This window comes from Winogradskya humida (assembly GCF_016862215.1).
Lineage (GTDB): Bacteria > Actinomycetota > Actinomycetes > Mycobacteriales > Micromonosporaceae > Actinoplanes > Actinoplanes humidus.
Map to the genome: position 1 here is coordinate 215,122 of NZ_BOMN01000040.1, position 21,517 is coordinate 236,638.

General features: G+C 68.3%; 25 protein-coding genes and 1 tRNA gene. 17 read left to right on the top strand and 9 right to left on the bottom strand.

All coding sequences use genetic code 11. The annotated features are described in order from the left end of the window. Positions 1-336: 336 nt before the first annotated feature. Complete coding sequence (locus Ahu01nite_RS17175) at positions 337-2,178, bottom strand: M48 family metallopeptidase (RefSeq protein WP_203837528.1); 1,842 nt, start codon at positions 2,176-2,178, stop codon at positions 337-339. A gap of 131 nt (positions 2,179-2,309) precedes the next feature. On the opposite strand from Ahu01nite_RS17175, the gene Ahu01nite_RS17180 reads away from it, so the two are divergent. The 4 genes from Ahu01nite_RS17180 to Ahu01nite_RS17195 are packed head-to-tail and all read left to right on the top strand — an operon-like array spanning position 2,310 to position 7,013. Beyond that, positions 2,310-3,236, top strand: coding sequence for a tetratricopeptide repeat protein (locus tag Ahu01nite_RS17180; RefSeq protein WP_203837529.1), 927 nt, complete (start codon positions 2,310-2,312; stop codon positions 3,234-3,236). A gap of 40 nt (positions 3,237-3,276) precedes the next feature. Further along, complete coding sequence (locus tag Ahu01nite_RS17185) at positions 3,277-4,230, top strand: DUF4034 domain-containing protein (protein WP_203837530.1); 954 nt, start codon at positions 3,277-3,279, stop codon at positions 4,228-4,230. A gap of 4 nt (positions 4,231-4,234) precedes the next feature. Continuing rightward, the gene (locus Ahu01nite_RS17190; RefSeq protein WP_203837531.1) at positions 4,235-5,302 is read left to right on the top strand and encodes a PHP domain-containing protein; all 1,068 of its coding nucleotides are present in this window, start codon (positions 4,235-4,237) and stop codon (positions 5,300-5,302) included. Positions 5,303-5,342: 40 nt separating this feature from the next. Continuing rightward, a complete protein-coding gene (locus Ahu01nite_RS17195; protein ID WP_203837532.1) occupies positions 5,343-7,013 on the top strand; it encodes a DUF885 domain-containing protein in 1,671 nt (556 codons plus the stop codon). Between the two features lie 555 nt (positions 7,014-7,568). Here Ahu01nite_RS17195 and Ahu01nite_RS17200 read toward each other — a convergent pair. Further along, positions 7,569-7,736, bottom strand: coding sequence for a hypothetical protein (locus Ahu01nite_RS17200; protein ID WP_203837533.1), 168 nt, complete (start codon positions 7,734-7,736; stop codon positions 7,569-7,571). Between the two features lie 102 nt (positions 7,737-7,838). Continuing rightward, positions 7,839-8,402, bottom strand: a complete 564-nt coding sequence (locus tag Ahu01nite_RS52030; protein WP_438874792.1) for a hypothetical protein — start codon at positions 8,400-8,402, stop codon at positions 7,839-7,841. Positions 8,403-8,439: 37 nt separating this feature from the next. Between Ahu01nite_RS52030 and Ahu01nite_RS17210 the strand changes: the two genes are divergently transcribed. From Ahu01nite_RS17210 to Ahu01nite_RS17225, 4 genes are read left to right on the top strand one after another with little or no spacing between them, the layout of a single operon-like run. Beyond that, positions 8,440-9,207 carry a M23 family metallopeptidase gene (locus Ahu01nite_RS17210; protein WP_239158906.1) on the top strand — a complete coding sequence of 256 codons (768 nt, stop codon included), beginning with the start codon at positions 8,440-8,442 and terminating at the stop codon, positions 9,205-9,207. A 25-nt stretch (positions 9,208-9,232) separates the two neighbouring features. Further along, the gene (locus Ahu01nite_RS17215) at positions 9,233-10,228 is read left to right on the top strand and encodes a prephenate dehydrogenase (protein WP_203837534.1); all 996 of its coding nucleotides are present in this window, start codon (positions 9,233-9,235) and stop codon (positions 10,226-10,228) included. Positions 10,229-10,269: 41 nt separating this feature from the next. Then, positions 10,270-10,842, top strand: a complete 573-nt coding sequence (locus Ahu01nite_RS17220) for a DinB family protein (RefSeq protein ID WP_203837535.1) — start codon at positions 10,270-10,272, stop codon at positions 10,840-10,842. 44 nt (positions 10,843-10,886) lie between these two features. Further along, a complete protein-coding gene (locus Ahu01nite_RS17225) occupies positions 10,887-11,600 on the top strand; it encodes an alpha/beta fold hydrolase (RefSeq protein WP_203837536.1) in 714 nt (237 codons plus the stop codon). Here Ahu01nite_RS17225 and Ahu01nite_RS17230 read toward each other — a convergent pair. Both Ahu01nite_RS17230 and Ahu01nite_RS17235 read right to left on the bottom strand, forming a co-directional pair. Beyond that, a complete protein-coding gene (locus Ahu01nite_RS17230; protein WP_203837537.1) occupies positions 11,597-11,839 on the bottom strand; it encodes a hypothetical protein in 243 nt (80 codons plus the stop codon). The two genes, Ahu01nite_RS17225 and Ahu01nite_RS17230, sit on opposite strands and share 4 nt — an antisense overlap. Positions 11,840-11,995: 156 nt before the next feature. Next, a tRNA-Ser gene (locus Ahu01nite_RS17235) sits at positions 11,996-12,082 on the bottom strand. 119 nt (positions 12,083-12,201) lie between these two features. Between Ahu01nite_RS17235 and deoD the strand changes: the two genes are divergently transcribed. Continuing rightward, entirely contained in the window at positions 12,202-12,909 is a 708-nt protein-coding gene (gene deoD / locus Ahu01nite_RS17240) for a purine-nucleoside phosphorylase (RefSeq protein WP_203837538.1), read from the top strand. 38 nt (positions 12,910-12,947) lie between these two features. Here the strand turns inward: deoD and Ahu01nite_RS17245 are convergent, their stop codons facing one another. Next, positions 12,948-13,400, bottom strand: a complete 453-nt coding sequence (locus Ahu01nite_RS17245; protein ID WP_203837568.1) for a nucleoside deaminase — start codon at positions 13,398-13,400, stop codon at positions 12,948-12,950. Continuing rightward, the gene (locus tag Ahu01nite_RS17250) at positions 13,400-13,918 is read right to left on the bottom strand and encodes a tRNA adenosine deaminase-associated protein (RefSeq protein ID WP_203837539.1); all 519 of its coding nucleotides are present in this window, start codon (positions 13,916-13,918) and stop codon (positions 13,400-13,402) included. Before Ahu01nite_RS17250 ends, Ahu01nite_RS17245 begins: the two co-directional genes overlap by 1 nt. Positions 13,919-14,111: 193 nt before the next feature. Here Ahu01nite_RS17250 and Ahu01nite_RS17255 point away from each other — a divergent pair, with 193 nt between their 5' ends. Continuing rightward, on the top strand, positions 14,112-14,516 hold the full coding sequence (locus Ahu01nite_RS17255) for a ribosomal maturation YjgA family protein (RefSeq protein WP_203837540.1): 405 nt from the start codon (positions 14,112-14,114) through the stop codon (positions 14,514-14,516). Here the strand turns inward: Ahu01nite_RS17255 and Ahu01nite_RS17260 are convergent. Next, positions 14,446-14,856, bottom strand: coding sequence for a glutaredoxin domain-containing protein (locus tag Ahu01nite_RS17260; protein ID WP_203837541.1), 411 nt, complete (start codon positions 14,854-14,856; stop codon positions 14,446-14,448). The genes Ahu01nite_RS17255 and Ahu01nite_RS17260 overlap by 71 nt on opposite strands. 39 nt (positions 14,857-14,895) lie before the next feature. Here Ahu01nite_RS17260 and Ahu01nite_RS17265 point away from each other — a divergent pair, with 39 nt between their 5' ends. From Ahu01nite_RS17265 to Ahu01nite_RS17295, 7 genes are all read left to right on the top strand, one after another. Continuing rightward, a complete protein-coding gene (locus tag Ahu01nite_RS17265) occupies positions 14,896-16,122 on the top strand; it encodes an SLC13 family permease (RefSeq protein ID WP_203837542.1) in 1,227 nt (408 codons plus the stop codon). Beyond that, on the top strand, positions 16,092-16,562 hold the full coding sequence (locus Ahu01nite_RS17270) for a universal stress protein (RefSeq protein ID WP_239158907.1): 471 nt from the start codon (positions 16,092-16,094) through the stop codon (positions 16,560-16,562). The genes Ahu01nite_RS17265 and Ahu01nite_RS17270 overlap by 31 nt, the downstream gene beginning before the upstream one ends. Positions 16,563-16,802: 240 nt before the next feature. Continuing rightward, positions 16,803-17,012, top strand: a complete 210-nt coding sequence (locus Ahu01nite_RS17275; RefSeq protein WP_203837544.1) for a hypothetical protein — start codon at positions 16,803-16,805, stop codon at positions 17,010-17,012. A 231-nt stretch (positions 17,013-17,243) separates the two neighbouring features. Further along, positions 17,244-17,585: an STAS domain-containing protein gene (locus tag Ahu01nite_RS17280; RefSeq protein WP_203837545.1), complete on the top strand. Its 342-nt coding sequence runs from the start codon at positions 17,244-17,246 to the stop codon at positions 17,583-17,585. Between the two features lie 33 nt (positions 17,586-17,618). Then, positions 17,619-18,197, top strand: a complete 579-nt coding sequence (locus Ahu01nite_RS17285) for an ArsR/SmtB family transcription factor (protein ID WP_203837546.1) — start codon at positions 17,619-17,621, stop codon at positions 18,195-18,197. Next, the gene (locus Ahu01nite_RS17290; protein ID WP_203837547.1) at positions 18,194-19,426 is read left to right on the top strand and encodes an MFS transporter; all 1,233 of its coding nucleotides are present in this window, start codon (positions 18,194-18,196) and stop codon (positions 19,424-19,426) included. The genes Ahu01nite_RS17285 and Ahu01nite_RS17290 overlap by 4 nt, the downstream gene beginning before the upstream one ends. Positions 19,427-19,532: 106 nt before the next feature. Then, positions 19,533-20,447 carry a CPBP family intramembrane glutamic endopeptidase gene (locus Ahu01nite_RS17295; RefSeq protein WP_203837548.1) on the top strand — a complete coding sequence of 305 codons (915 nt, stop codon included), beginning with the start codon at positions 19,533-19,535 and terminating at the stop codon, positions 20,445-20,447. A 59-nt stretch (positions 20,448-20,506) separates the two neighbouring features. Here Ahu01nite_RS17295 and Ahu01nite_RS17300 read toward each other — a convergent pair whose 3' ends face one another. Further along, the gene (locus Ahu01nite_RS17300) at positions 20,507-21,466 is read right to left on the bottom strand and encodes a glycerophosphodiester phosphodiesterase family protein (protein ID WP_203837549.1); all 960 of its coding nucleotides are present in this window, start codon (positions 21,464-21,466) and stop codon (positions 20,507-20,509) included. Between the last annotated feature and the right edge of the window lie 51 nt (positions 21,467-21,517).

The window sequence follows — 21,517 nt, forward strand, 5'->3', positions numbered from 1 at the left end:
CGCTTTACACCGTTTGGTGACTACACTCCGTAGTCGCGTGGGCGCACCGATCGGGGACAATCTAGCCGAGAAAAAAGCGGGCGACCCCTTTCCCTAGGTCAGAGTTGACTCGTCTGATCGGGGGATGGACCGCAGGGGTTGCCTGGTCGTACGCGGGTGGGAAACGTGGCGCGGCCTGCGATCGGGCACCGTCGGGGGCCGTGCGCGAATGCCCGCGCGGCGGCCTGGCCGACGGGGTGCCCGATTAGGCGCAGCTTTCCACAATGGAGTAAGGTGCTCTGCCCCTACGCGTGTTACTTGTTCGTAAAAATAACCTTGCGTAGCGTAGTCAGTTGACTACTCTTCCGTGTTCCGGATGATCCGCTCGAGGATCTCGACCAACGTGTCGCGGCTCTTGCCGAGCTGATCGCCCGACCAGCGTTCCTCCATCGTGACCACGGTCCCGTCGTGCAGGCGCAGCTCGGCCCGGATCGGCGTTCGCTTGGTGATCGTGGCCCCGCCGGCCTCCTCGAACGGGATGAAACGGAAGCGCGCGGCCAGCTCCTCCCCGGTGTACATCTGGACCAGTTCCTCGAGCCGTTGCTCGCCCTTGTCGGACTTCTTGGGTGCCGAGGCGACAACAAAACCGCGGTTCAGCAGCACCAGGTCGGACTCGATGCCGTCGACCTTGACGTTGGCCATCGCGCCGATGACCTCGGCACCCCGGCCGGTTGCCTTCGCTTCGATCACGGTGGCGGCTTCTACGCGTACGCCCATCTCGGCCAGCCGGGACCGCGCCTCGCCGAGCGTTTCGGGGTTGACGGCGAGTTTGGCGATGTCCTCGAGGTCCAGGTCGGCGCCGTCCGCGTCGACCAACTTCACCGGCTCCGTCCAGGACATCTGCCAGAACGCCTTGCCGGAGCGGATCGCGGCCAGCGTGAGCATCATGTCCATCGGGCCGGAGAACTTGACCGCGGCCTCCTTACGGGTCGCGTTGCTGAAGAACTCCTCAGCAAGCTCGCCGAGCCGCCCCGCCTCGACGAGGTCCAGCAGCGCACCCAGGCTCGGCTCCGACGTGCCGGTGAGCCGGGTCAGCGACCGGAAGATCCGGTCCGACGTGCGCTGCAGCCCGGCCGTCGTCGCGGCCGCGATGAACTGCGGCCAGGGCAGCACCTGGCGGGAGCCGACCTCGACGACCTCACGCTGCAGGGCGACGCCCGCCTGCTGGATCGAGGGCAGCAACACCGTGGCGGGCCGGCCGTCGACCGGGTGCGCCTGCTGCGGCGCCGCGCGCATGATGGCGATCCGGTCGGCGAGCGACGGGTGCGTGTCCCACCGCGACGTCGCCTCCTCGGGCTCCTGCTGGCGCAGCTCGGCCAGCTCCTCCTGGCGCGCGGCGACGAGCTGCCCGAAACCGCCGAACAGGTCGTCCGGCGCGTAGCCCGCCTCCCAGCCCGGAGCGACGTACCTGCTGAAGTAGAAACCCCAGGCCGCGCTGACGGCGGGCAGGTCCTTGAGCGCCTCGATGGCGGCAGCCGGGCCGGCGACCCGCACCGACGCCCGGTCGGCCTCCCGCTCCTGGCTGCGCGAGGCCGCGTTGTCGACGAGTAGGTACAGCCGGGAGTAACCGCGGAAGACGATGCCGACGGGGTTGAACCTGCCGAGCTGCTCCACGGTTTCCTCGACCGCGAGCCGGCCCCGGTAGGCGGCCACGCCGAGACCGGTGTGCCGGCCCGAGTAGTGGCCGAGCTCGTGGGCGATGATCGAGCGCATCTGGTCGACCGAATACGCCTGGATCAGCGGCATGCCCAGGTAGAGCCGCCGCCGTCCCCCGATCAGGCCGAGCAGCTTGGCGTCCTCGCTGACCGCGGCGTTGACCTCGGGCACGAGCCGGATCTCGTCGGGCATCCGGGTGCCGACCTCGGTGGCCAGCGCGTGCACGGTGTTCCACAGCTCCGGCGCGGCCTGCGGTGTGACGAGCAGCCCGTGCTCCGCCCCGGAGCGGGTGCGCATCGCCTTGAACACCCCGACGAACGTGGCGCCCACCGCGATGACCAGCGGGATGGCGATCTTGGCACCGATGAAGGCCGTGGTTTCGACGCCCACCCAGATGGCGAACGCGATCACGATCACGAGCTGGATCAGAGCGACGACATAGAAACCCAGCAGCATCGCCAGCGATGCGGCAGCGCGAAACATCCCCCGTGCTTCCTTCCCCGTTTTACCGTCTGAGAGCCCGAGCGGGCCGACGGTCCGGGGAAGATACCGATCTCAATATTCTCCGGGCAACCCCTTAAGATCCTGTCTCCGCAGCCGGGGGGACAGATCTCATGTGGCCGTTCAAAAAGCTCGCTTTCGACCCGACTTTCGGCGATCCGGCCGCGCGTGCGATCGCAGCCGCCGGGGAGCGTGGCGACTGGGCCACGGTCCGCGACGGGCTCACCGCGGTCACCGACTGGGACCAGCGCGAGTTCTACCTGTGCCTCGCCGTGGAGCGGGAAGGGCCGCAGCCCTGGATCGATGACTGGATCAAGGCCGAGCCGAAATCCGCACTGCCCTACCTCGCGAAGGGCCGCCAGCAGATCGTGTACGCCTGGGAGGCACGCAGCACGAAGCTGGCGAAGGACGTGTCCCAGGACCAGTTCGCCGTCTTCTTCCGCCGGCTCAAGCTGGCCGAGGACGCCCTCGACGAGGCGGCCACGCGGGACAGGGACAGCCCGATCGCCTGGTCCCAGCGGGTCGTCACGGCGATGGGCCGCCAGCTCGGGGTCGGGGAGGCGCGGCACCGCTTCAGCGAGGCGACCGCCCGGGACCGCTGGAACCGGGGCGCGCATCGCAACCTGCTGAACCAGCTGCACGAGAAGTGGAGCGGCCAGGAGGGCATCGGCGTGGAGTTCGCCCGGCAGACGGTCGAGGACATGCCGGACGGGTCCGAGCTGGGCGTGCTCGTTCCGGAGGCGTACCTGCAGCACGCCGGCCGGCACGACGAGGGAATCGACTACCTGCGGCGTACGGGAGTGATCGCCGAGCTCTACGCCGCCGGCGGCAAGTCTGTGCGGCACCCCGCCTTCCAGCGCCGACCCGGTTACCAGGCAGCCGAGGGGTATTTCGCCCTGGCCTTCGTGCTCGCCGGAGAATTCCAAGCGGCGGCCACCCACCTCGACGCCATCGGCGACCTGCCCGCCGAGGACCCGTGGGACACCGTCCGGGCGTACCGGGGTTTTCGCCGGGAGGTCTACTCCCGCGTCGGCCGCTGACCTATCATCCCTGCTCTGAACAGGGGAGACGTAGATCCACATGTGGCCTTTCAAACGGGACAAACCGGCGGCGCCGACGATCGTGTTCGACCCGACCCATGGCGATCCGACCGCCCGGTCGCTGATCGCGGCCGCCGACAACGGCGACTGGAAGTACGCCCGCGACGTGCTCACCGCGACCACGAACTGGGAGATCCGCGCGTTCTACCTCGACGTGCTCTGCGACCGGCGGGGTCCTCAGCCGTGGATCGACGAGTGGATCGCGGCGGAGCCTCAATCGGCGCTGCCGTTCCTGGTGAAAGGTGACCACGCCATCACCTGGGCCTGGGAGGCGCGCAGCAACCTGCAGGCGCAGCACGTCAGCCAGGAGCAGTTCGCGGTCTTCTTCCGCCGTCTCAAACTCGCCGAGGACGCCCTCGACGAGGCCATCGCCCGCGACCCCGGCGACCCGCTCGCCTGGACGGCGCTGATCCAGACGTCCATCGGCCGCGAGCTCGGCCTGGAGGAGACGGAACGCCGCTTCCAGCAGGTCATCGCCCGGGACCGCTGGCACCGCCCCGCGCACGCCCGCCTGCTCCAGCAGAAGTGCGCCAAATGGGGCGGCAGTGACGAACTGGCCCTGGGCTTCGCCCGGCAGACTGTCGCCGCGATGCCGGACGGCAATGCTCTCGGCTCGCTGATCGCGTGGGCCCACTTCGAGATCGCGGTGCAGATCTCCGGCGAGGACTACCTGGCGCGGCCGGAGGTGGTGGCCGAGGTGCACGCTGCCGCGAACAGGTCCATCTTCCACCCGGCGTTCCAGCGCACCCCCGGCGATCAGGGCCTCTTCGGGATCTTCGCTATCGCGTTCGGGGGCGGCGGCGAGGCCCGGGCAGCCCAGGCCTGCTTCGACGCGATCGGCGACCACCCGAGCAAGATGCCGTGGTCGTACCTCGGCGACCCCGCCACGGTCTTCCTCACCAGCCGCGAGAACGTCCGCCAAGCCCTATCGTGACGTGGTGACCTCCCGAGATCCGATCGCTGACCTGCGACGCATCGCCTTTCTGCTGGAACGCGCCAACGAGGCGACCTACCGGGTCAAGGCGTTCCGGTCGGCGGCCGCGACCGTCGCCGCGCTGCCCGCCGACGAGCTCAACCGGCGTGCGGCGGACGGCACCCTCGCCGAACTCACCGGGATCGGCGACGTGACCGCACGCTGCGTCACCGAGTCGCTCGCCGGCGAGGAGCCCGTCTACCTGCGCCGCATCGAGTCGACCGAGGGCACCGACCTGAAGGGCGCGGCGGCGGTCCTGCGCTCGGCGCTGCGCGGCGACTGTCACTGCCACTCCGACTGGTCCGACGGCGGCTCGCCCATCGAGGAGATGGCGCTGGCCGCCGTCGAGCTCGGCCACGAATACATGGTGCTCACCGACCACTCGCCGAAACTGACGGTGGCGCACGGACTGACCGCCGCCCGGCTGCGCAAACAGCTCGACCATGTGGCCAAGGTGAACGAGGCGCTGCCCGAGGGGTTCCGCATCCTCACCGGCATCGAGGTCGACATCCTCGCCGACGGCTCCCTCGACCAGGAGGACGAGCTGCTCGAACGGCTCGACGTGGTGGTCGGCTCGGTGCACAGCGGCCTGCGCGACGACTCGGCCAAGATGACCCGCCGGATGCTGGCGGCCATCGAGAACCCGCACCTCGACATCCTCGGGCACATGACCGGACGGAAGGTCGCAGCATCCGGGGAAGGGGACAAAGGGCATCGACGTGGGCACACCCGGCCGCCCAGTGACTTCGACCTGACAAGGGTGGTCGCCGCGGTCGCCGAGCACGGTAAGGCCATCGAGATCAACTCGCGCCCGGACCGGCTCGACCCCCCGAAACGGATGCTCACCGTCGCCGTCGAGGCCGGGTGCCTGTTCAGCATCGACACCGATGCGCACGCCCCGGGACAGCTCGATTGGCAGAGGTACGGGTGCGAGCGGGCCGCGCTGTGCGGCGTACCCGTGGACAGGGTCGTTAATTCCTGGTCCATGGATCGCCTGCTCGACTGGACAGTGAGCCACAGCACCCCCGGATAACGGGCGGGAAAATATCAGCCCCCTCCCGTAGGGTCGTCGCGTGGGACAGATTGATGACCTTGCGAACCGCTACGTCGACGAGTGGGCCCCGCTCAACCCGACCGGCGCCACCTTCATCGGCGTGCCCGGCCACGACGCCCAGCTCGACGACCTGTCGCCGGAGGGCTTCGAGGCCCAGGCCGAGCTGGCCCGCCGCACGCTGACCGAGCTCGACCTGATCGAGCCCGGGACCGAGCGTGAGAACGTCGCCAAGGACGCCATGCAGGAGCGGCTCGGTCTCGACCTGACCCGCTACGACGCCGGCGACATCGCCAGCGAGATCAACGTCATCACCAGCGCGGTGCACGGCATGCGGATGACCTTCGACCTCATGCCGATCCAGGGCGAGGAGGCGGTCGCCAACATCTCGGCCCGCCTCGGCGGCTTCCCGCACGCCCTGCGGCAATACCGGCGCACGCTGCTCGACGAGGCCGCCAAGGGCAACGCCAGCGCGCGGATCCAGATGATCGAGGTCGCCGAGCAGTGCGCCACCTGGACCGACCCGGCCCGCGACAACTTCTTCCACGGCCTCGCCGAAGGCCTCGAGGCGACCGGCGCGCTGCAGACCGAGCTGACCCGCAACGCCGCCGCGGCCACGGCCGCCGTCGCGGAGTTCGGCCAGTTCCTGCTCACCGAGCTGTCCCCCTACGGCCGCGACAAGGAAGCCGCCGGCCCGGAGCGCTACGACCGCGCCTCGCAATACTTCCTCGGCGCCCGCGTCGACCAGCACGAAACCTACGCCTGGGGCTTCGAGGAGCTGGCCCGCCTCGAGCGCGAGATGCGCGCCACGGCCGCCCAGATCGCCGGCCCCGGCGCCACAGTGGACGAAGCCGTCGCCCTCCTCGACGCCGACCCGGCCCGCCGCATCCCCAGCAAAGAAGCCTTCCGCGACTGGATGCAGGCCACCGCCGACAAGACCATCTCCGAGCTCAACGGCACCCACTTCGACATCCCGCCCGCCGTCCGCACAGTCGAAGCCTGCCTCGCCCCCACCAGCGACGGCGGCATCTACTACACGGCACCCAGCGAGGACTTCAGCCGCCCCGGCCGCATGTGGTGGGCCGTCCCCGAAGGCCAGACCGAATTCTCCACCTGGCGCGAAACCTCAACGGTCTACCACGAGGGCGTCCCCGGCCATCACCTCCAGATCGGCCAGACCATCCACGAAGCCGACACCCTCAACCGCTGGCAACGCCTCCTCTGCTGGTCCTCCGGCCACGGCGAAGGCTGGGCCCTCTACGCCGAACGCCTCATGGACGACCTCGGCTACCTGGCCGACCCCGGCGACCGCCTGGGCATGCTCGACGCCCAAGCCCTCCGAGCCACCCGCGTCATCGTCGACATCGGCATGCACCTAGAGCTCGAAATCCCCCGCGACAACCCCTTCGCCTTCCACCCCGGCGCCCGCTGGACCCCCCAACTCGGCTGGGACTTCCTCCGCCAGCACTGCCGCATGCAGGAAGACGTCCTCCGCTTCGAATGGAAGCGCTACCTCGGCTGGCCCGGCCAAGCCCCCTCCTACAAGGTCGGCGAACGCATCTGGCTCCAAGCCCGAGACGACGCCAAAGCCCGAAAAGGCCCCACCTTCAACCTCAAAGACTTCCACCGCGACGCCCTCAACCTCGGCTCCCTGGGCCTCGACCCGCTCCGCAAGGCCTTGGCGCGCCTGTAACGCTCCCCCCCTCCAAATACGCCCCACCCCCAGCCCTGAGTCCACCGCCCAGCTCGCTGCCGTCCCGACCTGATCACGCAGCCATCCGGTCCAAGGACCACGAGACGTCGCGTCCCGAAAGCGTGTGAAGGCACCGTGCATTTTCTTGTTGTGGCTTCATTTGCCGTGGGGTGCTGGTAACACCGGGCCACGCCGGAGCCGGGCCATCCCGTGACTCCCATGACGGCCCCTATCGCAGTGCGCGACGCGTCATGCAATCAGGCCTGCCCGACGGATGACCCGCTACGGCGGACCGATCCGCGGTGAACGCGGACTCAGATTGTTCGCTGCCGACCTGCGGTTTCGCCGGCACAGCTGTCGGCGCGCGCGTGGCCAGCTCCAATTTTGGTAACTGAGACCTCTCCAACGGCGGCGAGCGAGGTCAGCGAGTTCGGCGGCGGCCGGGGTCCTCGGGCTCATAGCGAAGGTGGACGAACCGCTTCGCGGGCGCCGACACCTACGCGCGGGTAAGCGCGCCTCTCGGGTCTGGCCAGACAGCGCGAGATGCCGGCCTGGTCAGTTCGCGAGGCGGCGGCGGTTGGCGATCAGTTCGCGGAGGCGGGCGCCGCGGAGGCGGGATGGCTGGGCGTGGTCTCGGGCTGATTTGGCATCGGCGAGGGCTGCCAGGAGCTCGAGCCGGCGACGGCGACGCTCGGGGTCGAGTCGCTGCGGTACGTGGGCCATGAGCCGAGACTTCCTGGGCTGTCGGCGTTCGTCAAGAGTGAGTGCGTTGTGCGACTGGGAGCGTACCCATTGTGGCTCACAGGGATGGGCAGAGTGGGGCAATCACCACAGGGGCCAGTCGTTGGTGGTGATCCATCGGGCGGCTACGAAGCCGGCTGCGATGGACAGGCCGAGGGCGCTGCTGACCGCTACTCCTACGGCGACGCCGCGGTTGCCGATGAAGGTGAGGAGGGCGGCTGTCAGCCAGGCGGAGACGGCGGCGGCGAATGTCCACCAGGCGTACGACATGAGGTCGCGGCCGAGGGCTCCGAAGAGGGCGAACCAGAGCGCTGTCGCTCCGATGCCGGCCAGGAGCGGGCCCGCTGAGATGGCGTGGGGTTCGCGATAGACCGGGCGGGGTGGCAGGCTCGGCGGGAACGCGGGCGGGCGGCCCATCGGTGCCATGCCAGGCGGCATCGCGTAAGGCGCATTCGCATACGGCCCGTTCGCATACGGCCCATTCGCATGTGGCGCAGTCGCGTAGGGCGCATTTGCGTACGGCGCAGTCGCGTAAGGCGGCATCGTGGGAGGCCGGCTCGGCTGGAGGGTCTGCGCCGGCTGCGCGGACGTGGGCAGCCAGCCGGGCGGTGGTGTCGAGGAGCCCCAGCCGCCGTGCTGTTCCGTCATGTCACTCACCTTATCCACGGCCGGCAGGTCAGCGGGGATGGATGACTTCTGCCAGGATGGCGCCGTGGTTTCCCTGCGTACGTTCTCGGTCCTGACCGTTGCCGTGTTCTCGCTTGCCGCGTGCGGCTCGCCGAGCGACGACTCGTCAAGCTCGGCGACACCGCAGTTCGTGGATCCGCCCTCGACGGCGGCGACGGAGTCCGCTGACCCGCCGGCAGCCGCGGGTAAAGCCAGCGCGCCGCCGTCCACGAGCCCGAGCCCGAGTCCCAGCAAAAGCCCGAGCAAGACCGCGACCACCGTGAAGTACACATTCCCGGTGAAGGCCTCGAACGTCGACTACCACCCGACGCACAGCAAGTATCCGGCGACGGACATCTTCGCCGACTGCGGTGAGCCGGCGGTCGCCACGACCAGTGGTGTCGTGCTCGAGGTGAGCCTCAAGGACGAGTACGTGAAGGGGCAGCCGGACGGTCCGCTCAACGGCGGCCTCTCCGTGTCGATCCTTGGCGATGACGGGGTGCGTTACTACGGCTCGCACCTGAGCAAGGTGCTGTCGGGGATCAAGGCCGGGGTCCGGGTCACGGCGGGCCAGCAGGTCGGCAAGGTCGGGCACACCGGTAACGCCAACGGCGTCTGCCACCTGCACTACGGCATCTCGCCGGCGTGCGCGAAGACGGGCGACTGGAAGGTCCGGCGCGGTGTGATCTGGCCGGCGACGTTCCTGGACTCGTGGCGTAAGGGTGGCAACAAGAGCCCCGTCGCGAAGGTGAACTCATGGGCGAAGGCCAACAACTGCAAGGCCTGACGGCCGGGTGTGCGAGAGTCGGCCCGTGAATGTCGCGGTCATCGGTCTCGGACTCATCGGCGGCTCGCTGCTGCGCGCCCTCGCCGCCCACGGCCATCACGTCACCGGTTACGACCTGGCGTCCTCGACCCGGGCCGAGGCGACCGCCATGGCCAGGGCCGCGGGTGCCCACCACTTCGCCGACCCTTCGATCCGCCCGGTCGAGATCAAGGGCGCCTGGCACGTCACCGACAGCGTCGCGGAAGCGGTGACGGACGCCGAGGTGGTGGTGCTCGCCGTACCGCTGCCCGCAGCGCCCGCCGTTCTCGCCGACCTGAGTGGCTTCCCCGGCCTGATCACCGACGTCACCTCGGTGAAAGGCCCGGTCCGTGATCTGATGGGCGGCCTGCGCTACGTCGGCGGGCATCCCATGGCCGGCAAGGAGTCGTCGAGTTTCCTCGCGTCCGACCCGCACCTGTTCGACGAGTGCGCGTGGGTGCTCTGCTTGGAGCCTGGCGGCACCGGCCTGGCCGACTGGGTCACGCTGGCCCGCCTCTACACGTCCATCGGCGCCCGGGTCGTGCCCGCGACGGCTGACGAACACGACCGGGCCGTTGCCCGGATCAGCCACGTTCCGCACCTGCTGGCCGCGGCGCTCAGCAACCTGATCGAAGACAACCCTTTGGCGGGTACGCTCGCCGCCGGCTCTTTTCGCGACGGTACGCGGGTAGCCGCCACCCGCCCCGAACTCATCGCGGCGATGTGCGGCGGCAACGCGGACGCCGTACGCGAAGCAATGGAACTTGTTCTTTCCGACCTGTCGATTTTTACGGAATCGCTCGACTCCGTCGACGAGTTGACCGGGCTCCTGCGCCGGCCCGGTGAGCTTCGGCGGGGGTGGCCGGCAGCTCCGGGCGTACCCGTGGAAATCGGTCTTGATCGGGAATCTCTGCTGGCGCTCGGGCGCGCGGGCGGATGGGTCACCCGGGTGGGCGACACGGCGATCGGAATGCGGCCGGAAACTGACCTGAAAGCGTCCTAACCTGGGCGGGAAAGCCCAGCGAAATGGACAGGAGAACGCTCATGCCCGGTCAGGTCGGCGCCATCAGCAACGAACGTGAGGGACTGCTCGCCTACCTCACCCAGATGCGTTACGTCGTGCGCCTGACGGCCTTCGGCCTTACCGAGGACCAGCTCAGAACCGCCGCATCGGCCAGCCCGCTCACGGTCGGCGGTCTGATCAAGCATTGCGCCTCCACCGAGGAAAACTGGATCGACACGGTACGCCGTGAGCAGCGCCCGGTCGACTATGCCGCCTACGAGAACAATTTCCGGCTGGCCGACGGCGAAACGATCGAGGACGTGTTCGCCGACTACGACCGCATCGCCGCGAAAACCGAGAAGACAATCGCGGAAATCGACGACCTCGACCATCCCGTCCCGGTCGACCACACGGTCCCCTGGAACCCGAAAGACATCGACAACTGGTCGGTACGCTGGGTCCTGCTCCACCTGATCCAGGAAACCGCCCGCCACGCAGGCCACGCCGACATCATCCGCGAATCAGTCGACGGCGCCACGGCGTACCCATTAATGGCCGCCGCCGAAGGCTGGCCCGAATCCCCCTGGATGAAGCCCTGGAAAGCATCAGCCTGACGGGCGCCGGCCACTACAAAACCTTCGGCTCCGGCCCACCCGTCGTGATCCTCAGCAACCCGCGCGCCGACCCGGGCTGGTGGGCCCGCCCGCTCGTGACGGCGCTGGTCAACGCCGGCTACCAGGCCCTCACGTTCGTCCACAGCGCCGACGGCCCGGCTCCTGCGGCGGTGGCGGCCCTCCTGGACCATCTGGGCGGGCCGCCGGTGCGGTTGCTCGGCTGGTCCCAGGGCGCGGCCATCGCCCAGGAAGCCGCCCTCCTCCGCCCGTTACGGATAGTGGGCGCGGCCCTGATCGCACCGTACGGTCGGCAGAACAGCATCGACCGCGTCCTGCAATCAGCGTGGCAGCGTCTGGACGCGTCGGATGCGTCGCTGGACCCGGTGCGGCTCGCGTTGCTGCTGCTCACCAGCTATCCGCCGGCCCTATTGAGCGACGACGCGTTCCTGGACCACCTGCTGCCCAACCTGCAGGCCTGGTCTGCGGACACCAACCCGGCGGCCGCCGCACAAGCTCGCGAATTCATCGAAACGCACCGGGACAGGCTGGCGGCACTGGCCGACATTCGGGTGCCGTGCCTGGTGATGGGCTTCGCGCAGGACACGGACACCTTCGCGGCCCGTGCGCGCGAGGTGGCGGCGGCGATCCCGCACAGCCGCTACCTCGAACTCCCCGGCGCCGGTCACCTCACCCCGGTGACCCATCCCGACCAGGTGATCGCGCCGGTCCTCGCGTTCTTCAGCGAGCTGGATGCCTAAGCTTCCTCGCGAGTCTCGACCGGCGTGGTCCACGCGATCGCCTTCTCAATGAGATTCCAGGCGAAATAACACCCGACGGCCAGCGGGACCATGACGTACCAGCGTCCCAGCACGCCGAAGTCCTCCGAGCGTCCCATCGTGTGCAGAACACTGAGCGCAGCGAGCGGCGCGCAGGAAACGGCGATGACCAGCCGGCGGAGCCAGATGCGGGCGGGGGACTCGGTGCTCGAACTCTCCATGCCCAACAGCCTGGCAGTCACGATGCCCCGCGCGGATCTGGCTGCGGCCGGAGAGCCGTCTATACCCAGGGGCATAGAGGCGGACCCAGGGCATAGCTGCGGCTTACCGATGAAAAGCGAATCGCCCGGCAGCGAGAGCTACCGGGCGATCAACGGCGGTGGTGAAGGGATTTGAACCCTTGGAGGGCTTGCACCCTCACACGCTTTCGAGGCGTGCTCCTTAGGCCGCTCGGACACACCACCGTGAAGTAGAATAACTGACCGGCTGGGGCGTCTGTAGGCGGGTAACCCCAAACCGGATCAGGGCTCGAAGTGCCAGGTCCTGGCGTCCGGGCGGCGGGCGCCTGGCAGGATCAGCTTTCATGAGTGTTCACATCGGCGCGAAGCCGGGCGATATCGCTGAGCGGGTTCTGCTTCCCGGGGATCCGATGCGGGCGAAGTGGATCGCTGAGACGTTTCTGAAGGACCCGGTCTGTTATACGCAGGTTCGGGGGATGCTGGGGTTCACCGGCACGTGGCAGGGCGTGCCTGTTTCGGTGCAGGGGTCGGGCATGGGGATGCCGTCGGCCTCGATCTACACGCATGAGCTGATCAACGAGTACGGCGCGAAGTCCATCATCCGGATCGGGTCGTGCGGGGCGCTGGCGATGGATCTGCAGCTCGGGGATGTCATTGCGGCGATCGGGTCGGCCACCGACTCGAACATGAACCGGTTGCGCTTTGACGGGCTGGTGGACTACGCGCCCGTGGCTGATTTCGGGCTGCTGCGGACCGCGGCCGAGGTCGCTGAGCGGCGGAACGTTCCGCTGCGGGTGGGTCCGATTCTGGCCGCTGACGAGTTCTACACGGACCGGCCCGACCTGTACGACCGGCTCGCCGACTACGGCGTGCTTGCGGTCGAGATGGAGTCGGCTGCCATCTACACGATCGCGGCCAAGTTCGGGGTGAAGGCGCTGACGATTCTGACCGTCAGCGACCACATCAAGCGTGGCGACAAGATGGATGCCGCGCAGCGCGAGCAGGGCTTCTCCGACATGGTGCAGATCGGCCTCGACACGGCTATTGCCTAGTCGGTGCGCCGGAAAAAATAGTCGATGCGCCGGAACAACTAGTCGGCGTGCCGGAAGAATCCGCGCATCAGGGCCGCGCATTCGGCTTTCAGGACGCCCGTGTAGACCTCTGGGCGGTGGTTCAGGCGTCGATCCCGGACCACGTCCCAGAGGGACCCGACCGCGCCCGTCTTCGGCTCCCAGGCGCCGAAGACGAGCGTGCCGATCCGGGCCAGCACCAGCGCGCCGGCACACATCGTGCACGGCTCCAGCGTCACCACGAGTGTGCAGCCATCCAGGCGCCAACTGCCGGTGACGGCAGCGGCGCGACGCAGCGCGAGCACCTCGGCGTGGGCGGTCGGATCCCCGGCCGCCTCACGCTCGTTGCCGGCCGTGGCCAGCTCGTTTCCGGCCGCGTCGTAGATCACCGCGCCCACCGGCACGTCCTCCGCCGATGTGGTGGCGACGGAGAGCGCCCGCCGCATCCACGTCTCGTGCAGAGGGCGGGCCATCACGCGTCGCGCAGCTCTTCGAGCTCGTCGCCGGCGCCCAGCTTCTGGCAGATCTCAGCGGTCACGTCCGCCGGCAGCATCCCCTCAAGACCACAGAGGGTGAGCAGCCGGTGCGAACTGATCCCCAGATCCGCGAGCAGCTCGACATCGCCCACAGGGTCGGCGTCGGGGTCGGCGGCGGGCCGCTCGTCCTCGTCGTCATCACCCTGCGGCGCGGCCAGCTCGTCGATCTCCAAGGACGGCGCCTCCACATCGGCGAGCAGCAGCGCACCGAGGCGCGACTCGTCCGCGAAGGCCGAATCAGACCCGAAGACCCGCAGGTCATCGCCCTCATCCAGGCGAATAATCACCAAATACTGATCGTCGGCCTCGACGAACAGCAACGACAACTCGGCATCGGGCTCGGCATCGCGCAGCCGGTCGACAACCTCGTCGATATCGGCCACCCCGGTGAGCTCCACCTCGGATGCCGTCCAGCCGTTCTTGCCCCGAGCGACGCCGGCAGCGAAAGTCGACACGAATCCCCCCACGAACATCTGTTCTCAGCGAGTGACGGTAGCGGCTGCATCGGCCCGAACGCAGCGCCACGCCCCGAAGGAGACAAAGACCAGGTGCGTGCTGGGTCACTCTCTTTCCCCAGCACCCCCACCACAAGCCCCCAGTCGCCCGCCCGACACGTGCAGTTCCGGGCCGGATTCTAGGATCTCGGGCATGCGGCGGTTGGTAGCTCTGGGCGGGGCCGGGGTAATTGTCGCCCTGGGCCTGGTGGTCCGGGCGGTGGGTGGTGGGGCGTTCGCGGCGAATGCTGGGACGGTGCTCTACGCGACCATGGTGTTTGCCGGTGTCTACGTTGTGTGGCCGCGGGTTCATCCGGGCGTTGCCGGCGTTCTGGCGGTTGCCTTTTGCTGGGCGATCGAGCTTCTGCAGCTGACCTCGCTGCCCGCGGAGCTGAGCGCCCGCAGCACCCTCGCGAGGCTGGTGCTGGGTTCGTCCTTCGACTGGGCCGACATGGCCTGGTATCCGGTGGGTGTCGTGCCGGTGGTGGTTATCGCGCTCGGATGGCGGCGCGTAACCAGGTCGGGTTCGGGTTTACGTGGGGTTCGCCGCGCAGGATGACCGTGGGGACCGTTTCGTTGCCGTCGGCGACTGCTCGGACGGCGGCGGCCGCGGCGGGGTCCTTCCAGATGTCGACCCAGTGGAGGCGGCGGCTCTGGAAGGCCAGGGTGGTTCGCAGGCGCAGGCAGAAGGGGCAGCCCGGGCGCCAGTAGACGATGGGTTTTCCGTCGGCAGCGCTGCGGGCCTGGGCCTCGGCCGCCGGGATGGACGTCGGGAAGGCCAGGGGTGAGGCGGCCAGTGCGAAAAGCACCATGATCACGAACAGGACCGTGCGGCCGGTGACCGCCGCCACAATGGCGACCACCAGCAGAATTAGCGTGAGGAGCCATCGGCGCGCCATGGTTTCGACCGTACGGGGCAGGGGCATGCTTCGCGACTGGTGATCACTATCGTTTCTCTCCTGCTGCTCGTGGGCGTGCTCGGCTTTGCCGTCGCGCGGCCTCGTGGTTTGCCGGAGGCGGTGGCCGCGGTGCCGGCGGCGGTGATCGTGGTGGTGTTCGGGCTCGTTTCGTGGCGGGATGCCGGGGACGAGCTGGTCGAGCTGGGGCCGACGGTGGGGTTTCTCGCGGCCGTTCTGCTGCTTTCGTACCTGGCGGATGAGGCCGGGGTCTTCAAGTTCGCCGGGGCGGTCGCGGCGCGTTGGAGCCGGGGCTCACCGCAGCGGCTGCTGGGGATCGTGTTTGTCATCGCCTCGGTGGTGACGGCGGCGTTGAGTCTTGATGCCACGGTGGTGCTGCTGACGCCGGTGGTGTTCGCGACTGCTTCCACTCTGGGCGTACGCCCGAAGCCGCATGTCTATGCCTGCAACCACCTGGCCAATTCCGCGTCGCTGTTGCTGCCGGTCTCGAATCTGACGAACCTGTTGGCGCTGTCCGCGGCGGGGCTCTCGTTCGTGAGTTTCGCCGGGTTGATGGCGTTGCCGTGGCTGGCGGTGATCGGCGTCGAGTATCTGATTCTGCGGCGGTTCTTCGCTCAGGATCTGGGGACGCCGGAGCACTCGGCGCAGGTCGAGCCGGAGCGGGCGCCGAAGTTCGCGCTGGTGGTTCTCGGGCTGACGCTGGCGGGGTTCGCGGTTGCGGGGCCCGTGGGGGTGCATCCGGCGTGGGTCGCCCTGGTGGGTGCGATCGCTCTGGGCGTACGGATGAAAAAGCCGGTGACAACGCTCGTACGCAAAGCGAATCTCGGGTTCTGTCTTTTTGTCCTGGCGCTCGGGGTGGTGGTGCTGGCGGTGAGCCGGAGCGGGTTCGGCACGCTGGTGGATCGGGTGGCGCCGCAGCATGCGGATCTGCTCGGGTTGCTGGCGATGGCCGGGCTGGCCGCCGTGCTCGCGAACGTGCTGAACAACCTGCCGGCGACGCTGATGTTGCTGCCGCTGGCCGCGCATTCGCCGGGGCTGGTGCTGGCCGTGCTGCTGGGCGCCAACATCGGTCCGAATCTGACGTACGTGGGTTCGCTCGCGACTTTGCTGTGGCGGCGGATCCTGCACGGTCGCGGGCAACCGCCGGTGACCGGGGAGTTTCTGCGGCTCGGCGCGCTCACCGTACCGGCGTGCCTGATTGTAGGGGTAGCGTCGCTATGGGTAAGTCTGAGAGTGTCAGGGCTGTGAGCGTTCTGGTGTGGCTCGCGGAAGGCACGTGGGAGGCGTGTGTTGATGCGGCTCGTGAACAAGACGGCGAAGTGACCCTGCTGCACGTTCTTGATGTTGATACCGAGGCCGCGATGAGCGGTTCGGCGGGTCTTCTTGGGCGTGTCGCGGGCGCGGATCCAGTGGAGTTGCTCACTAGGGCGGAAAATCTTCTGCTGGCGAATGCGGAGGCGCGATTGGGCCGATCGGCGCGGAAACTTACTTTGCGTGGCCGCCCTGAGCGAGTCGTGGTTGCCGCCTGCGCGGACGCGGATGTGCTGGTCCTGGCGCGTGACGGAGATCGAGGACGGCTCGGTCCGAAGAGCCTCGGGCACCGCACACGCTTTGTCGTCGATCACGCTCCGTGCACAGTGCTCCTGGTCTGGCCCGGACCCCCGCCGCCGACCTCGACACTGCCATGATCAAATAAGCTGGCCAGATGACGGATGCGTGTCGGCACCGTTTCGTCGTCCTGAAAATGGGGCTCCCACCTGCGGCAATCACGCAGAGTGTCGAATAGTTAGCCGCCCTAAAATGTCGGCGTGACGCAAGTCATGGGAGCGAAAACCACCGGATCGGACATCCCGGTTAGACCTGCCGTCGAAAAACTTTCACAGATCGGCCTCCCGCAGAAGCTTCGATATCTGTCATAAAGTCGACGTGTGAGAGTTGAGCAGCACTGGTGGAATGGTGACGTCCGGCTATCGCGCCGGGATGTTTACGTCCGCACCGACGGCACGACCTGGGAGGTTGAGGCCCAGATGGGTGGACCCCAGGGAAAGTCCAAGGTGCAGCAGTGTCCGGGTAAGGCGTCCGCGCTGATCCTGGCAGACGCGTGGCGCGGCCCACGCTGGCGGTGGCGTCAGATCTGACGCCAGGAGCCGGGCTGTGCCGCATGCATCCTCTCTTGGCCAGCCAAACTTCTGATCGGGCCGGACCCTACGGGGCCGGCCCGATTTTTTGTGTCCTCAGTGGTCTGCAACACGCGAGTTCGCTGCGTAATCCGGATGGTTCCGCGCGATCTGGACGGACTTGGTGTGTGCCGCCGGTTCGATAGCCAGATCTAGGCTGTAATCCCGCCGAACTAGGAGGAAAGCGATGCCATGCAAGCCACCGTGACCGATTACCGCTGCGATGTCGCAGTGCTTCGTCTCAGCGGCGAACTCGATTCCGACACCGCGGCCAGCCTCCATGATCTGCTCGCCGATCTGCTCGAACGCACCGTTCCGCGAATAGTCGTCGACATGACCGACCTCAAGTTCTGCGACTCGGTCGGGCTGAGCGCGTTTGTGACCGCCAAGCAGGTGATCTCCGCGCGCGGCGGCTGGCTGAGCTTCGCCGGCCCCAACCGCTTCCTCGCCGAACTGCTCGAGACCATCGGGCTGAGCAGGTATTTCGCCATCTTCCCCGAGGTGGACGACGCGATAGCCGCAGCACAGATATAGATCGCCATTATCGTGAGAGAGTACTCTCGAAACATGTCTCTCACGAATCCCTTCGGCGATCGGCAGATCACCGACCCGCAGGCGATGCGGGCGCTGGCGCATCCCGTGCGGCTGGCGATCCTGTCGCACCTGCAACGTCATGGGCCTGCGACGGCGACGGTTTTGTCGCCACATGTGGGAGCGACGCCCTCCGTGGCGAGCTGGCACTTGCGGCATCTCGAGGGTTTCGGCCTGGTCACCGACGCCGACCCGGACGAGGTCCCCGGGGACCGGCGGCAACGATGGTGGAAAGCCGTCGCCCGCGGCTTCTCGGTGTCGATCGGCGACGACCCGGAAACGCAGGGAGCGGGCCGGGCGCTCAACGAGCAGATGATGACCGCGGCAGCCGTTCAGGCCGGCCGATGGCTGACGGAGACCGAGCCGACCCTGCCACCGGAGTGGATGCGGGTCGCCGGAGTGTCGAACACCGGCGTGGCCGTCACGGCCGCCGAGCTGGCCGAGCTAGAGATCAAGATCGACGAGCTGATCGCACCGTACGTCCACCGCGCCGAAACAGCCGCACCCGAAGGCGCCCGGATCGTCCGCATCCTCCGGCACTATCTGCCGTCATGACCGCCACCGCTGTCGGGGCGACCCGGTTCAACAAGCTCTGGGGCGGCCAGACGATCTCCAACTTCGGCGACCGGATCACCGAACTGGCCCTGCCCGTGATCGCCGTCGTGACCCTCGGCGTCAGCCCGGCCGAGGTGGGTCTGCTCACCGCCGCGGTCTGGACCTCGAACCTGCTGTCCCTGCTGGTCGGCTCCTGGGTCGATCGTCAGGCGCACCGTCGCCGGCTGCTTGTCGTCGCGGACGTGCTGCGGGCGCTGGTGCTGCTCAGTCTCCCGATCGCGCACTGGCTTGGCATGGTCACGCTGGCTCAGCTGTTCGCCGTCGCGCTGCTGGCCGGGGTGGGGCAGGTGCTGTTCAACGCGGCGTACCCGTCATTCTTCGTGGCCCTGGTCGACCGGAACCGCTACGTCGACGCCAACAGCAAGCTGTCGATCAGTCGCTCGGCGTCGTTCGTGGCCGGTCCGGCGCTGGGCGGCTTCCTGATCCAGACGCTGACCGCGCCGATCGCCTTGCTCGTGGATGCTGCCTCGTTCCTCGCCTCGGCCCTGCTGATCTCCCGGATCGAGGTCGCGCCGGCGGCACCGGGGCCGTCCAAGTCACTGATGTCGGATGCGCGGGCCGGGCTGCGCTACGTCCTGGGTCACCGTTATCTGCGCGCCGGGCTCGCCTGCGTGACGACGATCAACTTCTTCGGATTGGTCGCGGAGGCGTTGGTCGTGCTTTTTGCTACGCGTACGCTCGGCCTCCCGGTTTCCCTGCTCGGCCTGGCCCTCGGCGTCGGCGCCCTCGGTGGACTGGCCGGAGCGACCCTCGCACCGCGGCTGTCCCGTCGTTTCGGCATCGGCCGGATGATGCTGCTCGGCGCGTTTCTCTTCCCGGCCCCCACCGCGGCGCTCGCCTTCGCCGGCGGTCCGCACTGGGTGTGCGCAGTGGTGCTCTCGGCGGCCGAGGCGGTCGCCGGCTTCGGCGTGATGCTGCTGGACATCAACCTGAACTCCGTCAAGACCGCCGTCACTGCCGACGCCATGCGTAGCCGGGTCGCGGGCGTCTTCGGCACGATCAACTACGGGGTGCGGCCGCTCGGGGCAGCGCTGGGCGGAGTGCTCGGCGGGATCATCGGGGTGCGGCCGACGCTGCTGATCGCGGCGGTGGGCGGGGTGCTGGGCTGCCTCTGGCTACTGGCGTCCCCACTCCTCAAGATCCGGACGCTGGACAGGGGTCCCCCGTGAGAGCTACCCCCAGGTGTCATCTGTGGCGGGATGGGCTGAAGGGCTGAGCTGAATAGCGTCATAGCCATCGACAACGAGCGCGATAGCGCCGACGAAAGGCCTGGTCATGACGCACGCAGCGGAGCCCCGGAACACCACTACCCCGGCCGGCGCGCCGGTTGGCACCACGGCTGGTTCGCTCTGGCAGCAGCGGCTGCGGACGTTCCGGGCGCCGATCCTGATCGTGGGGATGGCCCTGGTACTGGTGGTGGCGCGGGCGTTCGACGGGTTGTCGAACATGAGCGCGTTCCTCGGGTTGCCGATCGGGATCGCCTCGGCGGTCGGCGCGGTGTTCTTCTACCGGTGGCTGAACCGCAAGGTCGAGGGGCGTACCGAGGTCGAGGAGGTCACCAAGGTCGACCGATGGAAGAACCTGCGGCGCGGCGTGACCGTCGGGGCGGTGGCGTTCACGCTGACGATGCTGATCATCGGGATGTTCGGCGGCTGGGAGCACATCGGCGGCGGGTCGATCGGCGGGTTCCTGATCACCCTGGGCATCATGTCGAGCGTCGCGGTGAACGAGGAGATGCTGTTCCGCGGGGTCATCTTCCGGATCATGGAGGAGCGGCTCGGCACCGTGGTCGCCCTGGTCATCTCCTCGGTCCTGTTCGGCCTGACCCACCTGGTCAACCATGGCGCGACCGTCTGGGGCACCGTCGCCATCGCGATCGAGGGCGGCACGATGATGGTCGCCGCCTACGTGCTGACCCGATCGCTGTGGCTGCCGATCGGTATCCACCTCGCCTGGAACCTCACCGAGGCCGGCATCTTCGGGGTCCCGACCTCCGGCACCACGCCCACGGCGACCCTCTGGCACACCACGCTCGACGGCAATTCGGTCCTCACCGGCGGCGACTTCGGCCCCGAGGCCAGCCTGACCGCCCTGCTGGTCTGCGCGATCCCGACCGTCTTCATGCTCCGCCGCGCCGCCCGCAACGGCCAGTTCCGCAAGGGCCAGCTCCGTCGCAACAAGGCCATCTGAGCAGCACATTCCCAAGACGAAGCGCCCGGCCCCGAGCGGGGGACCGGGCGACAGTCTTGTCAGAACACATCGGCACGGTTCGTCCAGAGCCAGCCGGACCAGCCGTCGGGGACCGTCGCCAGCGCTTCGGGGCTGTCGAAACCTTCGGACCAGGGGCCCTCACCGGCGACGAGGATGACGCGGGTGTCAGCCTCGCTCATGCGGGTGACGAAGCGGTTGGGCCAGCCCCAGAGCCAGCGGCCGTACCGTAGGGGTAAGTGCAGTTCGGTGTGCTGGCAGGCGGCGGGGACGTGGCCGGTCCAGCCGGTCGCCAGATAGCGGAGCAGGCAGTCCTTCATCGACGCCTTCGACGCCGTCCGCAGGTCCGGCAACCGGGTGGCGACCGCGGCGACCGACGCGTCACCGCCGTAGACAGCCAGGGTGGCCAGCCGTTCGGCGGGCAGCGTGGCCAGGTGGTCAGCGAGCCGGTCGCCCTCGGACGCGTCCTCGTTCTTGAGGTCGAGCAGCAGCTCACGATCCGGGAACGCCCCGACCACTTCCTGGACGGTCGGTAGCAGACCGATCCCCTTACCCCGCAACGGGTACGTAGCTCCGCCGTCGGCCGTGTAGCCATAACCGAGGTCGAGTTTCCGCAGCTCGGCAAGGGTGTGATCGCGGACCTTGCCGACGCCGTCGGTGCGGCATTCGAGCATCGAGTCGTGGAACACCGCGAGCTGGTTGTCGGCGGTGACCTGGACGTCGAACTCCAGCATGTCCGCGCCGGCCGCGAAGCCCGCGCGCATGGACGCCAGGGTGTTCTCGATGTACGCGTGCTCCGGCGGGTAGATCCGGGTCGCCGTGCAGGTGTCGTTCTCCACGCCGGCCAGCGGGTAGGTCTGGGCCAGCCCTCGATGCGCCAGCAGACGCGGATGCCCGCTGCCGTCCCCCGATCGGTTGCCGGCGTAGAGACCCGCGCTGATCAGGACCACCACCGCGAGGACGATCAGCGGTTTGCGTTTCTTCGACACCTTCTTCGACACCTGGGCAGCTTGCGCCTACCGGTTTCGGGTGGGAAGCGGCAAAGGTACTAG

What these genes read in the sequence shown, in the direction of transcription:
- Ahu01nite_RS17180 (WP_203837529.1), top strand. Translation starts at nt 2,310, where the DNA reads ATGTGGCCGTTCAAAAAGCTCGCTTTCGACCCGACTTTCGGCGATCCG.
- Ahu01nite_RS17210 (WP_239158906.1), top strand. Translation starts at nt 8,440, where the DNA reads ATGGATGACTTCTGCCAGGATGGCGCCGTGGTTTCCCTGCGTACGTTC.
- Ahu01nite_RS17290 (WP_203837547.1), top strand. Translation starts at nt 18,194, where the DNA reads ATGACCGCCACCGCTGTCGGGGCGACCCGGTTCAACAAGCTCTGGGGC.
- Ahu01nite_RS17220 (WP_203837535.1), top strand. Translation starts at nt 10,270, where the DNA reads ATGCCCGGTCAGGTCGGCGCCATCAGCAACGAACGTGAGGGACTGCTC.
- Ahu01nite_RS52030 (WP_438874792.1), bottom strand. Translation starts at nt 8,402, where the DNA reads ATGACGGAACAGCACGGCGGCTGGGGCTCCTCGACACCACCGCCCGGC.
- Ahu01nite_RS17285 (WP_203837546.1), top strand. Translation starts at nt 17,619, where the DNA reads ATGTCTCTCACGAATCCCTTCGGCGATCGGCAGATCACCGACCCGCAG.
- Ahu01nite_RS17280 (WP_203837545.1), top strand. Translation starts at nt 17,244, where the DNA reads ATGCAAGCCACCGTGACCGATTACCGCTGCGATGTCGCAGTGCTTCGT.
- Ahu01nite_RS17260 (WP_203837541.1), bottom strand. Translation starts at nt 14,856, where the DNA reads ATGGCGCGCCGATGGCTCCTCACGCTAATTCTGCTGGTGGTCGCCATT.
- deoD (WP_203837538.1), top strand. Translation starts at nt 12,202, where the DNA reads ATGAGTGTTCACATCGGCGCGAAGCCGGGCGATATCGCTGAGCGGGTT.
- Ahu01nite_RS17185 (WP_203837530.1), top strand. Translation starts at nt 3,277, where the DNA reads ATGTGGCCTTTCAAACGGGACAAACCGGCGGCGCCGACGATCGTGTTC.
- Ahu01nite_RS17270 (WP_239158907.1), top strand. Translation starts at nt 16,092, where the DNA reads ATGGGTAAGTCTGAGAGTGTCAGGGCTGTGAGCGTTCTGGTGTGGCTC.
- Ahu01nite_RS17200 (WP_203837533.1), bottom strand. Translation starts at nt 7,736, where the DNA reads ATGGCCCACGTACCGCAGCGACTCGACCCCGAGCGTCGCCGTCGCCGG.
- Ahu01nite_RS17255 (WP_203837540.1), top strand. Translation starts at nt 14,112, where the DNA reads ATGCGGCGGTTGGTAGCTCTGGGCGGGGCCGGGGTAATTGTCGCCCTG.
- Ahu01nite_RS17295 (WP_203837548.1), top strand. Translation starts at nt 19,533, where the DNA reads ATGACGCACGCAGCGGAGCCCCGGAACACCACTACCCCGGCCGGCGCG.
- Ahu01nite_RS17175 (WP_203837528.1), bottom strand. Translation starts at nt 2,178, where the DNA reads ATGTTTCGCGCTGCCGCATCGCTGGCGATGCTGCTGGGTTTCTATGTC.
- Ahu01nite_RS17245 (WP_203837568.1), bottom strand. Translation starts at nt 13,400, where the DNA reads ATGGCCCGCCCTCTGCACGAGACGTGGATGCGGCGGGCGCTCTCCGTC.
- Ahu01nite_RS17230 (WP_203837537.1), bottom strand. Translation starts at nt 11,839, where the DNA reads ATGGAGAGTTCGAGCACCGAGTCCCCCGCCCGCATCTGGCTCCGCCGG.